This window comes from Tumidithrix helvetica PCC 7403 (assembly GCF_965232925.1).
In the GTDB taxonomy this organism is placed as follows: domain Bacteria; phylum Cyanobacteriota; class Cyanobacteriia; order Pseudanabaenales; family Pseudanabaenaceae; genus Tumidithrix; species Tumidithrix helvetica.
Map to the genome: position 1 here is coordinate 56,943 of NZ_CBDDRA010000019.1, position 15,044 is coordinate 71,986.

Annotated in this window: 13 protein-coding genes and 1 pseudogene; 9 read left to right on the forward strand and 5 right to left on the reverse strand. The window is 44.8% G+C overall.

The window, feature by feature from the left end:
• The first annotated feature begins 3 nt into the window (after nucleotides 1–3).
• From ACP2WE_RS17345 to ACP2WE_RS17365, 5 genes and pseudogenes are all read left to right on the forward strand, one after another.
• Nucleotides 4–1,407 carry a GumC family protein gene (locus tag ACP2WE_RS17345; RefSeq protein ID WP_425216806.1) on the forward strand — a complete coding sequence of 468 codons (1,404 nt, stop codon included), beginning with the start codon at nucleotides 4–6 and terminating at the stop codon, nucleotides 1,405–1,407.
• A gap of 19 nt (nucleotides 1,408–1,426) precedes the next feature.
• On the forward strand, nucleotides 1,427–2,752 hold the full coding sequence (locus ACP2WE_RS17350; RefSeq protein ID WP_425216807.1) for an O-antigen ligase family protein: 1,326 nt from the start codon (nucleotides 1,427–1,429) through the stop codon (nucleotides 2,750–2,752).
• 19 nt (nucleotides 2,753–2,771) lie between these two features.
• Nucleotides 2,772–3,770 carry a glycosyltransferase family 4 protein gene (locus ACP2WE_RS17355; RefSeq protein ID WP_425216808.1) on the forward strand — a complete coding sequence of 333 codons (999 nt, stop codon included), beginning with the start codon at nucleotides 2,772–2,774 and terminating at the stop codon, nucleotides 3,768–3,770.
• On the forward strand, nucleotides 3,749–5,047 hold the full coding sequence (locus tag ACP2WE_RS17360) for a lipopolysaccharide biosynthesis protein (RefSeq protein WP_425216809.1): 1,299 nt from the start codon (nucleotides 3,749–3,751) through the stop codon (nucleotides 5,045–5,047). Before ACP2WE_RS17355 ends, ACP2WE_RS17360 begins: the two co-directional genes overlap by 22 nt.
• A gap of 61 nt (nucleotides 5,048–5,108) precedes the next feature.
• A pseudogene (locus ACP2WE_RS17365) lies at nucleotides 5,109–5,270 on the forward strand (DUF433 domain-containing protein); the annotation flags it as partial.
• A gap of 230 nt (nucleotides 5,271–5,500) precedes the next feature.
• On the opposite strand, the gene ACP2WE_RS17370 reads toward ACP2WE_RS17365, so the two are convergent.
• The 4 genes from ACP2WE_RS17370 to ACP2WE_RS17385 form a co-directional block, all read right to left on the reverse strand.
• Nucleotides 5,501–6,109 (reverse strand): hypothetical protein, encoded by a 609-nt coding sequence (locus ACP2WE_RS17370; RefSeq protein ID WP_425216810.1) that lies wholly within the window; start codon nucleotides 6,107–6,109, stop codon nucleotides 5,501–5,503.
• A gap of 431 nt (nucleotides 6,110–6,540) precedes the next feature.
• A complete protein-coding gene (locus tag ACP2WE_RS17375) occupies nucleotides 6,541–7,722 on the reverse strand; it encodes a glycosyltransferase family 2 protein (RefSeq protein WP_425216865.1) in 1,182 nt (393 codons plus the stop codon).
• Nucleotides 7,723–7,911: 189 nt separating this feature from the next.
• Nucleotides 7,912–8,490, reverse strand: coding sequence for a hypothetical protein (locus ACP2WE_RS17380; RefSeq protein WP_425216811.1), 579 nt, complete (start codon nucleotides 8,488–8,490; stop codon nucleotides 7,912–7,914).
• 221 nt (nucleotides 8,491–8,711) lie between these two features.
• Entirely contained in the window at nucleotides 8,712–10,106 is a 1,395-nt protein-coding gene (locus tag ACP2WE_RS17385; RefSeq protein ID WP_442778036.1) for a trypsin-like peptidase domain-containing protein, read from the reverse strand.
• A 403-nt stretch (nucleotides 10,107–10,509) separates the two neighbouring features.
• On the opposite strand from ACP2WE_RS17385, the gene ACP2WE_RS17390 reads away from it, so the two are divergent.
• Nucleotides 10,510–11,232: a bifunctional sterol desaturase/short chain dehydrogenase gene (locus ACP2WE_RS17390; RefSeq protein WP_425216813.1), complete on the forward strand. Its 723-nt coding sequence runs from the start codon at nucleotides 10,510–10,512 to the stop codon at nucleotides 11,230–11,232.
• Entirely contained in the window at nucleotides 11,229–12,167 is a 939-nt protein-coding gene (locus ACP2WE_RS17395; protein ID WP_425216814.1) for a 3'(2'),5'-bisphosphate nucleotidase CysQ family protein, read from the forward strand. The genes ACP2WE_RS17390 and ACP2WE_RS17395 overlap by 4 nt, the downstream gene beginning before the upstream one ends.
• On the opposite strand, the gene ACP2WE_RS17400 is transcribed toward ACP2WE_RS17395, so the two are convergent.
• On the reverse strand, nucleotides 12,150–12,347 hold the full coding sequence (locus ACP2WE_RS17400) for a hypothetical protein (RefSeq protein ID WP_425216815.1): 198 nt from the start codon (nucleotides 12,345–12,347) through the stop codon (nucleotides 12,150–12,152). The two genes, ACP2WE_RS17395 and ACP2WE_RS17400, sit on opposite strands and share 18 nt — an antisense overlap.
• Before the next feature lie 263 nt (nucleotides 12,348–12,610).
• Between ACP2WE_RS17400 and ACP2WE_RS17405 the strand changes: the two genes are divergently transcribed.
• Together ACP2WE_RS17405 and ACP2WE_RS17410 are read left to right on the forward strand one after the other, a co-directional pair.
• Complete coding sequence (locus tag ACP2WE_RS17405; RefSeq protein WP_425216816.1) at nucleotides 12,611–13,012, forward strand: hypothetical protein; 402 nt, start codon at nucleotides 12,611–12,613, stop codon at nucleotides 13,010–13,012.
• Nucleotides 13,005–15,029: a caspase, EACC1-associated type gene (locus ACP2WE_RS17410; RefSeq protein ID WP_425216817.1), complete on the forward strand. Its 2,025-nt coding sequence runs from the start codon at nucleotides 13,005–13,007 to the stop codon at nucleotides 15,027–15,029. Before ACP2WE_RS17405 ends, ACP2WE_RS17410 begins: the two co-directional genes overlap by 8 nt.
• Nucleotides 15,030–15,044: the final 15 nt, after the last annotated feature.

Consider the following 15,044-nt stretch of genomic DNA (forward strand, 5'->3'; position numbering starts at 1 on the left):
ACCATGTCCTCGATTGTGAAAGAAGATAAAGTAGAAATCGTCAAGTCCTCAGGTTCTTGGCGACTTTATGTAGCGATCGGAGCGATTGTCAATATCTCGATTTGGGGAGTAGCTTTTCTCTATCTTAAAATCGTAAAGCCTGTCTACACGAGTCAAATGGCACTAAACGTACCCGGTTCTGGTTCTGGGATCAATGTCAACTTACCTGAAATCGGGCAAGCAACCTCTTCGACCGTTTCATCTTACGGTAGCCCTGCTCAAGATCCAAGAGCTAATTATCAATATATTGCTACCAGCGAACCCGTTTTAGATGCTGCCGCAGCCGAAATGGGCATACCGTCTACTGTATATGACAAGCCAAAAATCAAACTCGTCGATAACACCACATTGATTCAAATGGAGTTTAGCGGTCGTAGCCCCGAGGAAGCGCAGCAAAAAGCATTAGTGCTTTATAAGATTTTGAGTAAAAGGCTCTACGAACTCCGAAATGAAGAGATTTCTCGTCGTGACGAAGGTATCGAAACAACCCTAAGCTCAGCCAGACAGAAACTAGAAAAAGCCCAAACCAATTTGTCTAACTACAAGACTGCTTCGGGTTTAAGCTCTACAGATCAAATTTCCAACCTATCTACCAATATCGAGCAACTCCGCAAGCAAAGAGCTGAGGTGATGGCACAACTACAGCAATCAACCAACCGTTTGCGACAGCTATCTTCTACCTTAAACTTATCGCCCAAGTTTGCCGCAAGTGCCTTTGTTTTGCAGTCCGATCCTCAATTTCAACTAAACCTTAAGGACTATAGTGATGCCACAGCTACCCTAACTGTTCTAGCACCCAAACTTGGTGAAAATCATCCTACTTATGTGCAGGAATCTAGCAAACAGCAAGCATCTAGATCTGCACTGTTAGAAAGAAGTATATCCTTGCTGGGGGAGCCCCTTAACAGCACCGATCTCGCTCGTTTAAATCTGCTTGCAAATGATTCGGGTGCAGGAAAGTCAGGGCTGTTTAAAGATTTAATTGCCTTACAAGCCGATCGCGAAGGGTTAAGCGCTCAGGCTCAAGAGCTAGATACACAAATTGTTAGCCTTGAAGAGCGATTGCAGGGGTTGGCGTTCAAAAGCTCTAAACTAGAGAGTCTGAAGCGAGAAACCCAAATTGCTGAAGCAGTCTTTGCTTCCACCTTAGCTAGATTAGATCTTGGCAAATCAGATATTTTTACCGCCTATCCTCTGCTCCAGATTATCGTGCAACCTGGGTTGGCAGACAAACCTGTTTCACCTCAGCCCAAGTTTGTGTTTTTAGGTGCTGCCGCAGGCTCGTTATTGGTGACTACAGGCATTGTTCTATTGGGGATTCGCCAACAGCGATCGCGGCGCAAGTTGCCACAGGTATTAAACTTTTAAACATCTCTCGTTCTAAGACATGCTTTCTTTCCTCCCAGAGACAGATCCGAAAGAACCTTATAATTTTGAAGAGCATCTGGTCTGGTACGCGATTATCTGCACCTATGGGTTCTACTTAATAGGAGGTCTGTACATTGTCGGATCGGTTTTAGGTTGGATCTTACTCTATCGTCTCTTCCTGCATTGGTGGGAGCAGTCCGAATCAACGCCACCCGAGCAAGCGATCGCAATTCCAATTGGAATTTGGGTATGGATTGCAGGAATGTTAGCGATGTCGATCGCTCTGATCGCTGGGCATCTAGACTTTAATCTCCCATTGGGACAGATGCTGAAATCGATCGTCGGGTGGGCAAAGGGTTGGGCCTCTCTTGCCTTATTTCCGCTTGCAGGGTGTTTAAACATCAGACCGCAAATTCTTTATCGTGCAGCCTGTGTAGTTTGCCTAATTACGCTGTTTTTGTCCCCTTTATTTTTGGCTTCTTACTATCTGCGCCTGCCACCCGTTCTTTATGTCTCTCCCCTACAAGCCGTAGGCGGACCAGGTCCCGAGTTTTTTGAATTTCGGCTTTACGAGTTAGACCCCAGTTCTAACAATGCACCACGTTGGCGACTGTTCACGCCTTGGGCACCTGCCTTAGGTTTTGTTGCAAATATTTACTTTTTTTTAGTCCTACAAGAAAAACAAGCTAACTGGCGCTGGGTGGGTATGGCTGGCTGTGTATTGATGTGTATGGTCTCGGCATCTAGATTGGCTTTGCTATGCTTGCCAGTGGTGTGGTTGCTGACGTGGGTACTGGCAAAGCTCAGCCGACCTACTGCACTAATTAGTCTTGGCATTGCCAGTACCCTGCTTGGGTTGATTGCACCCAAACTGATCGAGGCTTTAAATGCCTTTTCTGAGGGTTTTTCAGCCGCCAGAGCAGATTCCTCAAGAGTGAGGGCAACCTTGGGACGCATCGCCGTCGATCGCTGGTGGCGGGAAGCTCCGATTTGGGGGCATGGTACGGTCGAGGGAGGAGGGCATATTGTGGAATATATGCCGATCGGTTCGCATCACTCATGGTTTGGGCTGTTATTTGTCAAAGGCATTGTGGGATTGTTAGCGCTAGCAGTGCCCATGCTCTACAGCTTTTTCGATCTGCTATTCAAAGCACAACGCAGTGAAACTGCTAAAGTTGGCTTGAGCATGATTTTAGTTTTGTTTCTATATACATTTGGTGAAAACTTGGAAATTTTAGCCTATCTAGTTTGGCCTGGGTTGCTGATGATTGGGATTGGTTTTAAAGCCAGCGATCGCGAAGGATCTGGTCAGATCGAAATCCTCAGAACTAGATTGTTTCCCTAAGTAGATTCTGCCAGACTTTATGAAACCCCAAATTTTACATTTACTGATCGATCGCAACGTCGGAGGCGTGACTGCTTCCGTAAATAGTTTGTTGCGATCGCCACTCGCGGAGAAATTCGATTTTTTGCTCCTCACCCCTGAGGAAGCCTTATCTCAATTCAAGTCTAAATTAAAACCAGATCTGATTGTTGTCAATGATGCCTGCTCTTGGAAGTTTCTTTTTACCTTAATACGTTTGCGATCGCGAAGTAAGTTGTTAATTCAAGAGCACCATTATTCAGAATCCTTTGAAGCGATCGAGGTGCCTTCTAAGTGGAGATTTCGGTTGATGCTGAAACTCGCTTATGGCATCGCAAATCGAGTCATTGCCGTTTCCTATGTCCAGATGGATTGGATGTTGGCACATAAACTGGTCAAGCCTCGAAAATTGACAGTAATTCAACAATGTCGAATATTAGAAGATTTCCTCGCTATTCCGACCAAACCCTTGGGAGACAGGTTAGTTTTAGGAACCTATGGTCGATTTTCTAAACAAAAAGGAATCGATCTTTTGCTCAAAGCCATGCAAGGTATACCCGATTTGGACGTGGAACTGCAGATTGGTGGCTATGGCGAGGATGAAGAAATGTTGCACCAAATTGCAGCAGGCGATCGCCGCATTCAATTTATCGGTCAGATCGCAAATGTCCCCAAGTTTTTAGAAACCTGCGATGTTGTGGTGATTCCTTCCCGTTGGGAACCTTGGGGAAATGTTTGCCTAGAAGCAAAAGCTGCTGGTAAACCTGTAATCGTCACAAATGTGGATGGATTAGTCGAACAGGTTGAAGATTGCGGATTGGTTGCGGAAGCAACGGTAGAAGCGTTAAAAAGGGCGATCGCCAACGTGGTGAATCTCCATGCCACCTCCCCGCAAACGCTATGCGAATGGGGAGAACATGGTAGAGAAACCGTGCGAGGAGCATGGGGAAAATATCTAGCTGAATGGGAGGCTCTATTTTGGCTGTCCAGCAATTCATAAACACAATCAAAGAGAAGCTAGCAAACAAGTTCTTCCGTAACTTGGGTTGGCTGGGTTTATCAGAGTTATTTATTCGCGTATCTCGCCTAGCAGCAACGGTCGTCCTGGCGCGACTGCTAACAAAATATGATTATGGTTTAGCCGCACTAGTTCTCACCACCAACGAATTCATTTTTGTGTTTACCCAAAATGGGGTTTGGGACAAGCTGATTCAAGCCGATGAGCAAGATTTGCCGCAGTTCTGTCAAACCGCCTATTGTCTAAATTGGATTGTTTGTGGCGGGCTCTTTTTACTGCAATGCTTGGTATCTTTGCCGATCGCTTGGATTTACAAAGACACCCAATTAATTTTGCCGATCTGCATGATGGCGACCGTCTATCTGATGATGCCGATCTCTTTAGTTCAAGCTTCCTTAACGCAGCGCGAGAATCGCCTGCACGTCATGGCATTCGCCAATGGGTTGCAGGTATCAGTGGATAATCTCTTGACCATTGTATTGGCATTCTGTGGTTTGGGTATGTGGGCGATCGTGCTTCCTAAAGTTTTGGTGGGGCCGATCTGGGCGATCGTTCATTACACCAACAACCCTTGGCGACCATCCCGTGAATTTACCTTAGATAAATGGGAAGAAATCATTCGGTTTGGACGCAACATTTTGGGGGTCAAAATGATGAATACCCTGAGAAACAACCTTGACTATCTGATCGCTGGCAAATTTCTAGGGTTTGAAGCCTTAGGTTTATATTATTTCGCCTTCAATGCGGGACTCGGTATTAGTATGAGCGCGATTAATGCCTTAGATACCGCACTTTTTCCTCATCTTTGCGCTGTGCGTGGTCAACCCAGTGAATTTAAGTCACGTTTTTTTAGTAGTTTCAAGAATGTCGCTTGGGTAATATTTCCTTTGGTTCTTGCCCAATCCGTTCTTGCACCATTTTATGTGCCAACTATATTTGGATCGAAATGGGTACCTGCCATTCCTATCCTAATTTTGATTTGTCTATCGGCGATTGCTCGACCTTTTGCCAATACTGCTTCAAAAGGATTGTGGGCTTTGGATAAACCCAATTGGGATTTTCGATGGAACCTTCTATTTACGATCTTTTTTGCGATTTCTCTCCTGGTTGGCGTTCATTGGGATGTATTAGGCGTCGCCACAGCAGTCTTTATAGCACATAGTATTGCTTTGCCCGCCTATACTGTCTGGGTAGCATCTTATATCTCTATGGTTATGGATAAGGAGATCGCTGCAATAGAAGCTCAAGAACCTGTCTAAGAAACTATGAATGCTTACTATTCTGAATGATTAGGCTAAAAATTGACAATTTCGTCAAACACGCATTCCCGTATGGCTTCTAGTGAGCCTACAACGCCAAGGAGCAAGCGAAGCCTACATTCTAGAACACTATTCCACTCTATCATACACTCCTATTGCACCTTTTCTGGGACAAAAATGTAACTTTTCCGCGATCGTCGATTGTGAAAGAAGATACGAATAATTCAATCAACATGATTTTGATTTTGTGTTTAAGGACTTTTGGACAAAAAAATACCCTCTCCGATGGGGATTGGGTATGGTGTCTACTATTCTTGGAGTCACCACAGAAAAAGGAGATTGGTTTACGCTAAGAAACTCAAACTTTGACTGGATAAAGGGTTTAAACTTCTCACGGGTTACCTCCATTTCTAAATCCTGTAGTTATCTCTCACTGCTTATTTGAAAACATCCCTACCATAGTCCGCGAACTGGGGCAACTTCTGGTGTAGGATTTGTATAGTTTGTGGGAGTTGTAGAGTCTGTAGAAGTTGTAGAGTTTATAGGAGTTGTTGTAGAAGATGTTTCTACAAACGCAACCGTTTTGGGTTGAGAAACGCCCATTGCTCCGACAATTGGAATCGTCGAGGGGCAACCTTCCGTCTTATACCAAACGCGTTTGCCCGATCCTAAGCCTTCGCTTTCGGGGTTGTCAAATCTTCTGCAGTTTCTTAGGGTTTCATGAAGTGTAAAAGCATCCATTTCGAGTAAGCCTGGACTTACTTCATCAATATAGCGACTATGGTAGATCCCCTGAACGATATTACGATTGTAGAGATAGGTTGAAGAACTTACTTTCAGATCGTATTTTTCAATCATCCAAGTAGGAACGTAGTAATTGTGAGATTCTCCACTCACGTTTTTGAAGGTAACGATATTCCCAGAAATATTTTCTACTACCTGAGGAGAAGAGCTGTCTATATATTCAACCGCAGTCTGTGCATTGGCTGACATGACTGATGTTGTTGAAGCGATCGCGATCGAAAACATGGTAACAAAGCAACTTAGAACAAGTTTTTGCATAGCCTTAAATTCCTAAAAATATAGTTCAAGTTAGATGGTGTTCTCCTCGCACCCTTTTACGATGGCAGAATCATGATTGAATTGATGGGCAAGTTGATTAACTGATGTGCAAATTGATTAACTACAGTACAAAACTTATCTATTATTGAATTAATATTTATCGCGATCCTCAATGATTCGCAAATACAAAATCCCAACTTTTCTTAAAAAGTCGGGAATCTGAACTAGGCAGATCTAGAATGCTAACTCAAATAAAAAGCACCCGTACTTTTTAGGATCCTTTACGGGTGCTCGATTAGGTGTGTGAGGAATCTTTAATTAATAATAGAGTTGATACCTCATAAAAGAATCTATCGGTAGTCATCTTTACCCTATAAAGCAATCTATCTTAAGTCATGGTTTAGCCATATTCTATACAACCGCTTCACTGGTTAATTGCCATAAGTCCTTCCTCGCCACTGTTTGGGTTGCGTCAGTGCAGAAATCCAGATACGTAATACGGCAAAGGGATCGGCGATCGGAGATAGCCAGAACCATAGCCCCACTTCTGTATAGCTAGAGCGAATTCCCAACACAAGCAACCAACGAATCAAGACAAGAAATCCATTTAATCCTAATAAAGTCCAACTCAAGATAGAAGCGCTAATGGCTGAACTCATCGCGAACGTTATTGTCAATAAACCGATCGCCAAAGGTAATGGGAGACCTTGCACGGCTAGCAAAAATAGGCAGTCTATCCAAGTTTGTAGAGGCATTGCGGCATCTTTAAGATCGAGCGATCGCCCCCATTCTTTCCAAGTCTCTGCCATTGAGGTATACATCCGCACCTGCATCAACTCCGCGCCATCTAAAAAAGCCACCTTTGCACCCTTTTGTGCCGCCATCCTTGCCAGCGTCACATCATCGCAAAAAGAAGACTTTGCTAGCTCATAACCCGATAAATCGGTAAGGGTTGACTTGCGAGAGAGAAAGCACTGCCCATTTGCCATTACGCGCGTTTGGGTAAATTGATTGCGATCGCCTGTTGCCCCAAATCGAAAGATTAACGTTACGAGCAAAGCAGGCTGTAGCCACTGTTCGCCTGCGGTCTTGAGAATGAATTTGGGTGAAAGCGAGACAATATCATAGCCCTCCGCGATCGCCTTTTGGACTAAACTCGCCACCAAACCTGCCTGCGGCACGGTGTCGGCATCAATGCCCAAAATCCACTCACTATCAGGATTGGCATTTAAAAATCCTGTATGCAACGCCCAAGGTCGCCCCACCCAACCCTTAGGCAGGGGATCGTCCGTAATCAAGCGTAGTTTGTTAGGATAGTCAGCTTGCAGCTTTTGGACGTACTCGGCTGTACCATCCTGCGATCGACTATCAACCACGATAATTTCTGCGACGGCTTGATCGCGCATTCCCTCTAAGCAAGTGGGTAGCCGCAAAACTTCATTTAAGGTCGGAATTACGACGGAAACTTTAGGCGATCGCTTCGCTTTATCTTCTTCATCAGATGACAGCCGCTGTAGGGGTAAAATCCGACTGGGGGCTGTTCCTAGTCTTGCCAACAATACAAGTGTAAATGGGAGCTGGAACAGAATGAAGAATAAATAAATAGCGTTGATTTCTAACAAGTTTCTTACACAAAATGACGATCTGATCCCATCATAAAACGCTTTGGGAAAGAGAAGTCATCTGATTTCTGGGCAAATTCAAAAAAATCCCCCAGAGGTAGCTGCCAAACATTCATGCATAATCAAAGCCTTTGCATCGCGTAGACTTCAAATCGGTTGCTAATCTAATTGAAATGGGTATCACTTAAAAATTGTTTTCCATGCTTCTACGGTGTCACTACCAATTTCCGTTTCCAAGGTTTTACCATTTGGGAAAACAATTCGAATGGTCATGTTTCCTGATGGCGCTGTAGTTAGAGCATTTGCAAGACTCGGATCTACAATTCCATCTTCATAACGATAGACCTGTCCGCGAATCGCAAACATGATTTCCTTGGGAGCTATATCTTCAGAAAGTTGTCGATACACGGGCTCGCGATCTTGATATTCGCGATCGACGTATTTTCCTTCATGGTGGCTGTAAACCCTACGAGTCCGCCAAACGGGTTTATAGCCATCTACGACCTTCCAATAGCGGGTGTAAGTTGCACGAATGCCTTGTTTTGACCAAACTGAAACAAAGGCAAAATCATCTGTATAGTTCTTGTCATAGACAACTCTGCCATCAAATGGGTTATCAACAACCTTAGACCAAGCTATATCAGCATGTTGATCGACAGGAGAGGGTTGCACTGCCCAAGCTTGAGAGATATTTGTCAAAGCCAAACCCAAGCTAAATCCCAAACTACACCCTAAACCAATTAGCACTTGCTTTTTCATCGCTAAAGCCCCCTTTTTTGTCAAAATCCTAAAATCATCAATTTCTTGCCAAACTCTAGCGACGTTCAGAGCGCGATCGCCTTTGTTATCCCGATCGCACCTCAGTAAATTAAGGCTGACTGAGAAAATGACGACTGCGGGTAAATCAAGGGATGTAGAAGCTCAAGATTATTGACCCAACTTAGAAAGAGAAGTTCCCAAGCAAATCTATGCTCTCAAACCTATCGAAGTCTCTGCACGGTAAGCGAATAGTTGCCGCGCCCCGAACGGTCAAAGGCATTTGCAACCACGCGATAGGTTCCTGTAAACGGCAGCTCTAAGGTAATCGCCGCATTTTTGCGATCGGGTAAGCCGTTGTTTTCTTTGAGAACTTGGCGATCGGGAGAGAAGATCACGAGATAAGGATGGAAATCTCGACTGCTCAGCGTAATTTTAACAATTTGTCCGGCTGTTCCAGAGAAACTAAAGGTGTCAAACAGGCTCCCATCCCGTGCAAAAATGCGACTACCTGCTCCTAAAGTGCCATTGCGTTGCAGAAGAATTGCAGATTGACTATTGGAGGGTGGGTCAGAGAAATCAGCCGCTGTAGGTGTTTGATAGTCATTGACTTTAGCGCTGAGGGTAAAACGTCCTGAATCCCCAGGTTCGTAAGAATTGGCATAGAGGGTGTATCGACCAGTCTTAGGCAGGGTAATCGTAATTCGTGCATTCTTGCCACCGCCACTATCGTCATCTTCGGCAATTTTATTGCCATTGGCATCAAACAAAGCTAGGTATGGGTCGATATCCGTGCTGCGCATTTCCAGTACGACACGCTGTCTTGCCTGTCCTTCAAATTGAAATACCTTATACAAGCTGCCATCGGGCAGGGTCTCATCTTGAGCGGTTAACGTGCTGGCGATCGCTGCACCATTTAGTAAAAGCGCTGTGGGAGGCTGTTTAACAGGATTGTTATTGGCAATGCGCCCTTGCTGCACTGCTGCCATAAACTCGCGCACGGTGTCTGCGGTAATCGCAAACCCCAAACCGATATTGCCTTCACGATCTCCAGAGGTATAAATGGAGGTATTGACCCCAATCAATTCACCTCGTCCGTTGAGCAAAGGCCCGCCAGAGTTACCAGGGTTAAGTGCCGCATCGGTTTGAATTAAGTTGCGGTCTGTGTCAATGCGACTCACGATCCCCGTAGTCAGGGTTCCTGCAAATCGTCCAAAGGGATCGCCGATCGCAAAGGCTCTTTGTCCGACTTGAATCTGGCTTGAGTAACCAATTTTGATCGTGGGTAGATCGCTGGTGACACCCTGCAGTCTAATCAGCGCTAAGTCAGGATTGCGGCTGCTGGCGATTACCTGCCCCTGTAGCTTTTGCTTGTTTGCCAGAGTCACGGTGACGGTATTTGAGCCCTTTACCACATGGGCGCTGGTAAGCACTAAACCTTTGGCGTCGATGATGCTGCCGCTACCATTACCACTTGCCGAGCGGATGGACACGACCGCAGGGCTAGCTGCCTTGTAAACGCGAATATTGGTCTCCTCGTCGATATCCTGCGCTTGGATTGGCCTTGGCGCGGCTGTTAAAATTGCCCCCGTTGTCCCGATCGCTCCACCAAACAACATTAGGCTAGTTGCAATAATGCTGACGAAACCTCTTTTCACAAAATTACCCACTAGAAAATACTGCTTTACTTGCTATGTACATTCTAAGATCGGTTTTAAGGATTTGTAAGTTCCTTTGCCAGTCAAATTTTTACCAAACATTAACCACGCGATCGATCGCAAGGCAGAAATTCTAGCGATTCGGGTAGAATGCTTAGGTTGAGGTTAATCAATCTTAATGCTTGGGCGTAATGTATTTAACTGCCCGATCGCCTGCCCCAATAGGTATCCTCATGATTTAAGGGAGGATTGCAAACAAAATGAGACGTTATCTAGTAGTCCTAGAAATTGTGAGGATTGCTTGAATTTGCTCGTATTTTGGTTTTAACTTTCTGTCGTAAAATTTTGCTTGTAGCTCGAAATCATGGGAACTAGTTTGTCGCTCAAAGGTAAAGTCATCGCAGTGACAGGTGCGTCGGGCACGATGGGGCGATCGCTCATTGCAGAATTATCCCAACAGGGGGCGAAGATCGTAGCGTTGACCACTTCTCCTGATGTCAGTTTTGCTGAGGTTGCGGATCGGAATATCGAAGTTGTAACTTGGAAATTGGGGGCGGAAGCTGAATTACGCGATCGCCTGCAAGGAATTGATATTCTCGTTTTAAATCATGGCGTGAATGTACTAGGCGATCGCACGCCTGAGGCAATTCAAAAATCCTTTGAGGTCAATACCTTTTCGGTATGGCGATGGATGGAACTCTTTTTGATCGCAGCAAATCGTTCTAAAAATGATTCAAAACAGGTTGATGTAAAAGAGGTGTGGGTTAACACTTCCGAAGCAGAAGTCAATCCCGCCTTTAGTCCGCTTTACGAACTGTCGAAACGCGCGATCGGGGAAATTATTACCCTACGGCGTTTAGATGCTCCCTGTATCATTCGTAAGTTGGTGCTTGGTCCCTTTAAAAGCGAACTCAATCCCTATGGAGTGATGTCGCCGAGTTGGGTGGCTTGGGCGATTGTGGCGTTGGCAAAAGTTGGCTGTCGCGACATTATCGTTACGGTCAATCCGCTTACCTATCTCAGTTATCCCTTGGCTGAGTTTTGGCGATCGCTTTATTTCCGTCTATTCTCTAAAGGCAAGTCATGAACTCCAAAGTAAATTCTGAGTTAAACCTCAAACTAGGTTCTGAATTAAGTCCCAGCCAAAATGCTGAAATCCTTAAATTTGTGCGCGAGGCTGGGCAAAAAGCGGTGCAACTGAGAACGGAAGGCTTTCAAGTCGATGACAAGGGCATTGACGATCGCGTTACGAATGTCGATCGCATTCTTGATGGCTTGCTTACCCAGCAGTTTCAGCAATGGTTTCCTAGCGATATTGTGATCAGCGAGGAAAATTCGCTGTCGCAAAAGCAATGGCTGCAAAATGACTGCCAGCAAGACCAAGCGAGTTTGTGGTTTATTGACCCCATCGATGGCACTGAAGATTTTATCCACGGACAAGAGAATTATGCTGTGATGATTGGCTTGCTAAAAGCGCATCAGCCAATTATGGGATGGGTTTACGCACCCGTAGGCGATCGCTTTTATTTTGGTGGCAGTGCGATCGATGGATTGTTTTCCAATCTGAATGACAATCTGAATATAAGTGCCGATGCCAATCGAGAGAATTCTACTTTTAAGCCATTAATTCCTCAGATGCCTCTCCCTGATTCCTGTCAGGTTATCCTTAGCTCTAAAGATGAATATGCCTATGGTGCTGCGATTCGCTCGGCAATTCCTCAAGCGGAGTTTTACAGTTTGGGAAGCTTTGGACTGAAGGTGATGGAAGTGGTTTTAGGTCGCGCCAGTTTATATATCTATCTCAATCGTCGCGTGAAGCTCTGGGATACGGTGGGGCCCTTAGCGATCGCTAAGGCAGCAGGTCTAGTTTGCTGCGATTTGGAAGGTCGGGAAATTGGTTTTGGCATGGATGCGATTAATCCCGATACGCTGATTCACCACCAAGTGATTCTAGTCGGGTGGCAAGATTTTCTCGATCGCTTCAGACCAAAAATCGCAGAGGCTTTACGCGATCTTCTCTAATTCTATTTCTTCCCATAGTTCAGAAATCGGATGAATATTTCCTGTCATAACATTCTGCCAGCCTTGACGAAAGCATTCGATCGCAGGTTCGAGAGCGATCTCTTGGTTAGAGGGTTTCGTTTGAGCAATTTGAGCATCTAAAAGGTCGCGCAGCCGAATTTTTTCACTCAGTTCGAGCAATGCGATCGCTTCTGTGAGAGCATCTGCATTTGCAGTGTGAGTTGGGTCATTGGGAAGCCACCTTTTGTGTTGATACTAGGGGAATCGTGCGATAGCATCTAGTGTTTATTATACAGAACCTCACAAATCCTTACTATCACGCCACCTAAAGCCATTAGCCCAAACTGACTTAATATCTAGAGGCGACTATGAAAAATACGATTTTCCTCTGTACAAAGCTTTAGAAAAATGCCACATTAGATCAAATTATCTTTGGTTTTTGTATGGTGAGTGAGCCGATCGTTGAAGTTACTTTTGCCCTAGACGATGCAGACGACTATGAGCGGCAGGAGTTTGCCAAGAAACTGCTAAAGCAGCTACGCGAACAGGGCGATGCCGAAGCCGTAGAGCGCACTGAAGATCTGAATCCTGAAAAGCTTGGCAAAGGCGGACTAGATAAAATTCCTGGGATGTTGACGGCTATAGTTAAGTTCTGCAAAATTGTGGGATTCTTCGGCTTTTTGAGTGAGAAATTTGCTGAAAAGCCGATCGAGGTACATGTTAAAGTCGGCGATCGCGAAGCAACCATCAAAACCACTGGCGCAAAAGCGGCGCTAATCGGTGAGCAAATCGCTAATGGGCTTTTAGAAACCATGAGCAAGAATAAGGACATTGCCAATGGCTAAAAAGGCTCTGCTGATTGGGGTGAGTCAGTATGGGGAAGGACTACCAACATTACTTGCTGCACCGATGGATGTGCAAGCGATGTCGCGCGTACTGAAAGATCCAGAGCTAGAACCTTTTGAGCAAGTACGAACCCTGATCGATCCAGATTTGGGGCAGATGCAAACCGCGATCGCGGAGTTATTTAAAAGCTGTCAAAAAGGCGATTTAGGATTGCTCTATTTCTCTGGACATGGGATTACCGATGATAATAGCAAACTTTATCTCTGTACCCGCAACACTAGCAAGGATAACTTTAAAGGCAATTCGCTCTCAGCCAGTGTTATCCAAGACGTTATGAGCGATTACCGTTACCAGCGTAATCAAGTTGTGATTCTTGACTGTTGTTACAGTGGTGCGTTTGCAGAAGGATGGAGGACCAAAAGTGTTGATGTCAATATTCACCCGCAGCTAGAGGTTGAAGGTAGCGTATTGCTAACTTCCTCGACTTCGACACAGAAATCTTTTGAGCAAGAAGGTGCGGAACTTTCACTTTATACGAGTTATATCGTCCAAGGCATTGAGTCGGGTGCAGCGGAACAGGATGGCGATGGTTATATCTCGGCAGATGAGTTGCATGAATATGCCAAACGACATGTAAAAACTGCCAAACCCAACATGGAGCCAGAGATTTATGGAATCAAACAAGGCATCAAAATTAAACTAATTAAAGCAAGAGTAGATCGGAAACTTCATTATCGCCGTCTCGTGGAAAAATATGTCCAAAATGGTAGGATATCCATTGTGGGAGAGGATATCTTAGAACTGAAGCGTGAGGAGTGGGGGCTGTCTGATCAGATTGCAATTGCCATAATGAATGAAGTCCTAGAGCCAGATCGCAGACGTCTAAAAAACCTAGAACGCTATCAAAAAACACTAGAGAAAGCCGTTCAATTACAATTCCCTTTAACCGTGAAATACCGCGTAAATCTCAAGGATTTGCAAGAAGTCTTGGGTTTGAGAGATGAAGACATTCAAGATCGAGTTACTGCCGTTTGTGCAGCACGAGAAGCAGAGTTGAAAAAGCAACAGGAAGAATCTGCTAAACGCAGTCAAGAATCACGACAAAATTCACCCATTTCATCACATTCTCAAGCCTCATCAGTACCACTATTAACATTTCCATCATCTATTCGTTTATCCAGACGAGGATTGATTACTATTGCTGGCTTAGGCTTTGTTGGAGTTTCTGGTGTAGTACTTCTAAAAATAATCTCAGTATTTCTAAAAATGATCATTGAAAAACCGTCTCATTCTTTGACGGTAGACTTTGGTAACGGCGAGAATCTGGAACTGCTCTATATTCCTAAAGGCAAATTTACGATGGGTTCTGCGCCGGAAGAGGAAGGATCTGAAGATGAGCGTCCCCAAATTAAAGATGTCAATATCTCCACTTTTTACTTGGGCAAATATGAAGTTACGCAAGCACAGTGGCAAGCGATTATGGGGAATAATCCTTCTGAATTTACTGACAGCGAGCAAAATCCTGTAGAACGAGTATCTTGGAATGATGCTCAGGAGTTTTGTAAGAAACTGTCACAGAAAACTGGTCAGCAATTTAGGTTGCCTAGCGAGTCTGAATGGGAATATGCCTATCGTGCAGGGACGACTACAGCATATTCTTTTGGCAACGATGAATCTCAGTTAGGTGAATATGCTTGGTATTCTGCAAATTCTGGGAAGAAAACTCATCCTGTAGGACAAAAGAAACCGAATGCTTGGGGTTTGTATGATATGAATGGGAATGTCTGGGAATGGTGTCAGGACAGTTACGAAAAATATAATAGCGAAAGCTCTCGAATTCGGAAAACTGGCAAAGCTGTCGAACGCGAAAATAATAGTACTCGCATATTGCGCGGTGGTTCATGGGACGCTGATCCTAGGTTTTGCCGTTCAGCAGTTCGCCTCTCAGACGATCCGAGGGGGCGTTATTACGCTCTTGGTTTTCGGGTTGCCTGTTCAGCTTCAGGACTCTTGTAACCTTTTATCCTCTTG

Bases quoted from the DNA above. Each gene is read 5' to 3' on its own strand.
- ACP2WE_RS17390 (WP_425216813.1), top strand. From the start codon at position 10,510: ATGGGAACTAGTTTGTCGCTCAAAGGTAAAGTCATCGCAGTGACAGGT.
- ACP2WE_RS17410 (WP_425216817.1), top strand. From the start codon at position 13,005: ATGGCTAAAAAGGCTCTGCTGATTGGGGTGAGTCAGTATGGGGAAGGA.
- ACP2WE_RS17380 (WP_425216811.1), bottom strand. From the start codon at position 8,490: ATGAAAAAGCAAGTGCTAATTGGTTTAGGGTGTAGTTTGGGATTTAGC.
- ACP2WE_RS17370 (WP_425216810.1), bottom strand. From the start codon at position 6,109: ATGCAAAAACTTGTTCTAAGTTGCTTTGTTACCATGTTTTCGATCGCG.
- ACP2WE_RS17385 (WP_442778036.1), bottom strand. From the start codon at position 10,106: ATGTTGTTTGGTGGAGCGATCGGGACAACGGGGGCAATTTTAACAGCC.
- ACP2WE_RS17395 (WP_425216814.1), top strand. From the start codon at position 11,229: ATGAACTCCAAAGTAAATTCTGAGTTAAACCTCAAACTAGGTTCTGAA.
- ACP2WE_RS17355 (WP_425216808.1), top strand. From the start codon at position 2,772: ATGAAACCCCAAATTTTACATTTACTGATCGATCGCAACGTCGGAGGC.
- ACP2WE_RS17350 (WP_425216807.1), top strand. From the start codon at position 1,427: ATGCTTTCTTTCCTCCCAGAGACAGATCCGAAAGAACCTTATAATTTT.
- ACP2WE_RS17345 (WP_425216806.1), top strand. From the start codon at position 4: ATGTCCTCGATTGTGAAAGAAGATAAAGTAGAAATCGTCAAGTCCTCA.
- ACP2WE_RS17405 (WP_425216816.1), top strand. From the start codon at position 12,611: ATGGTGAGTGAGCCGATCGTTGAAGTTACTTTTGCCCTAGACGATGCA.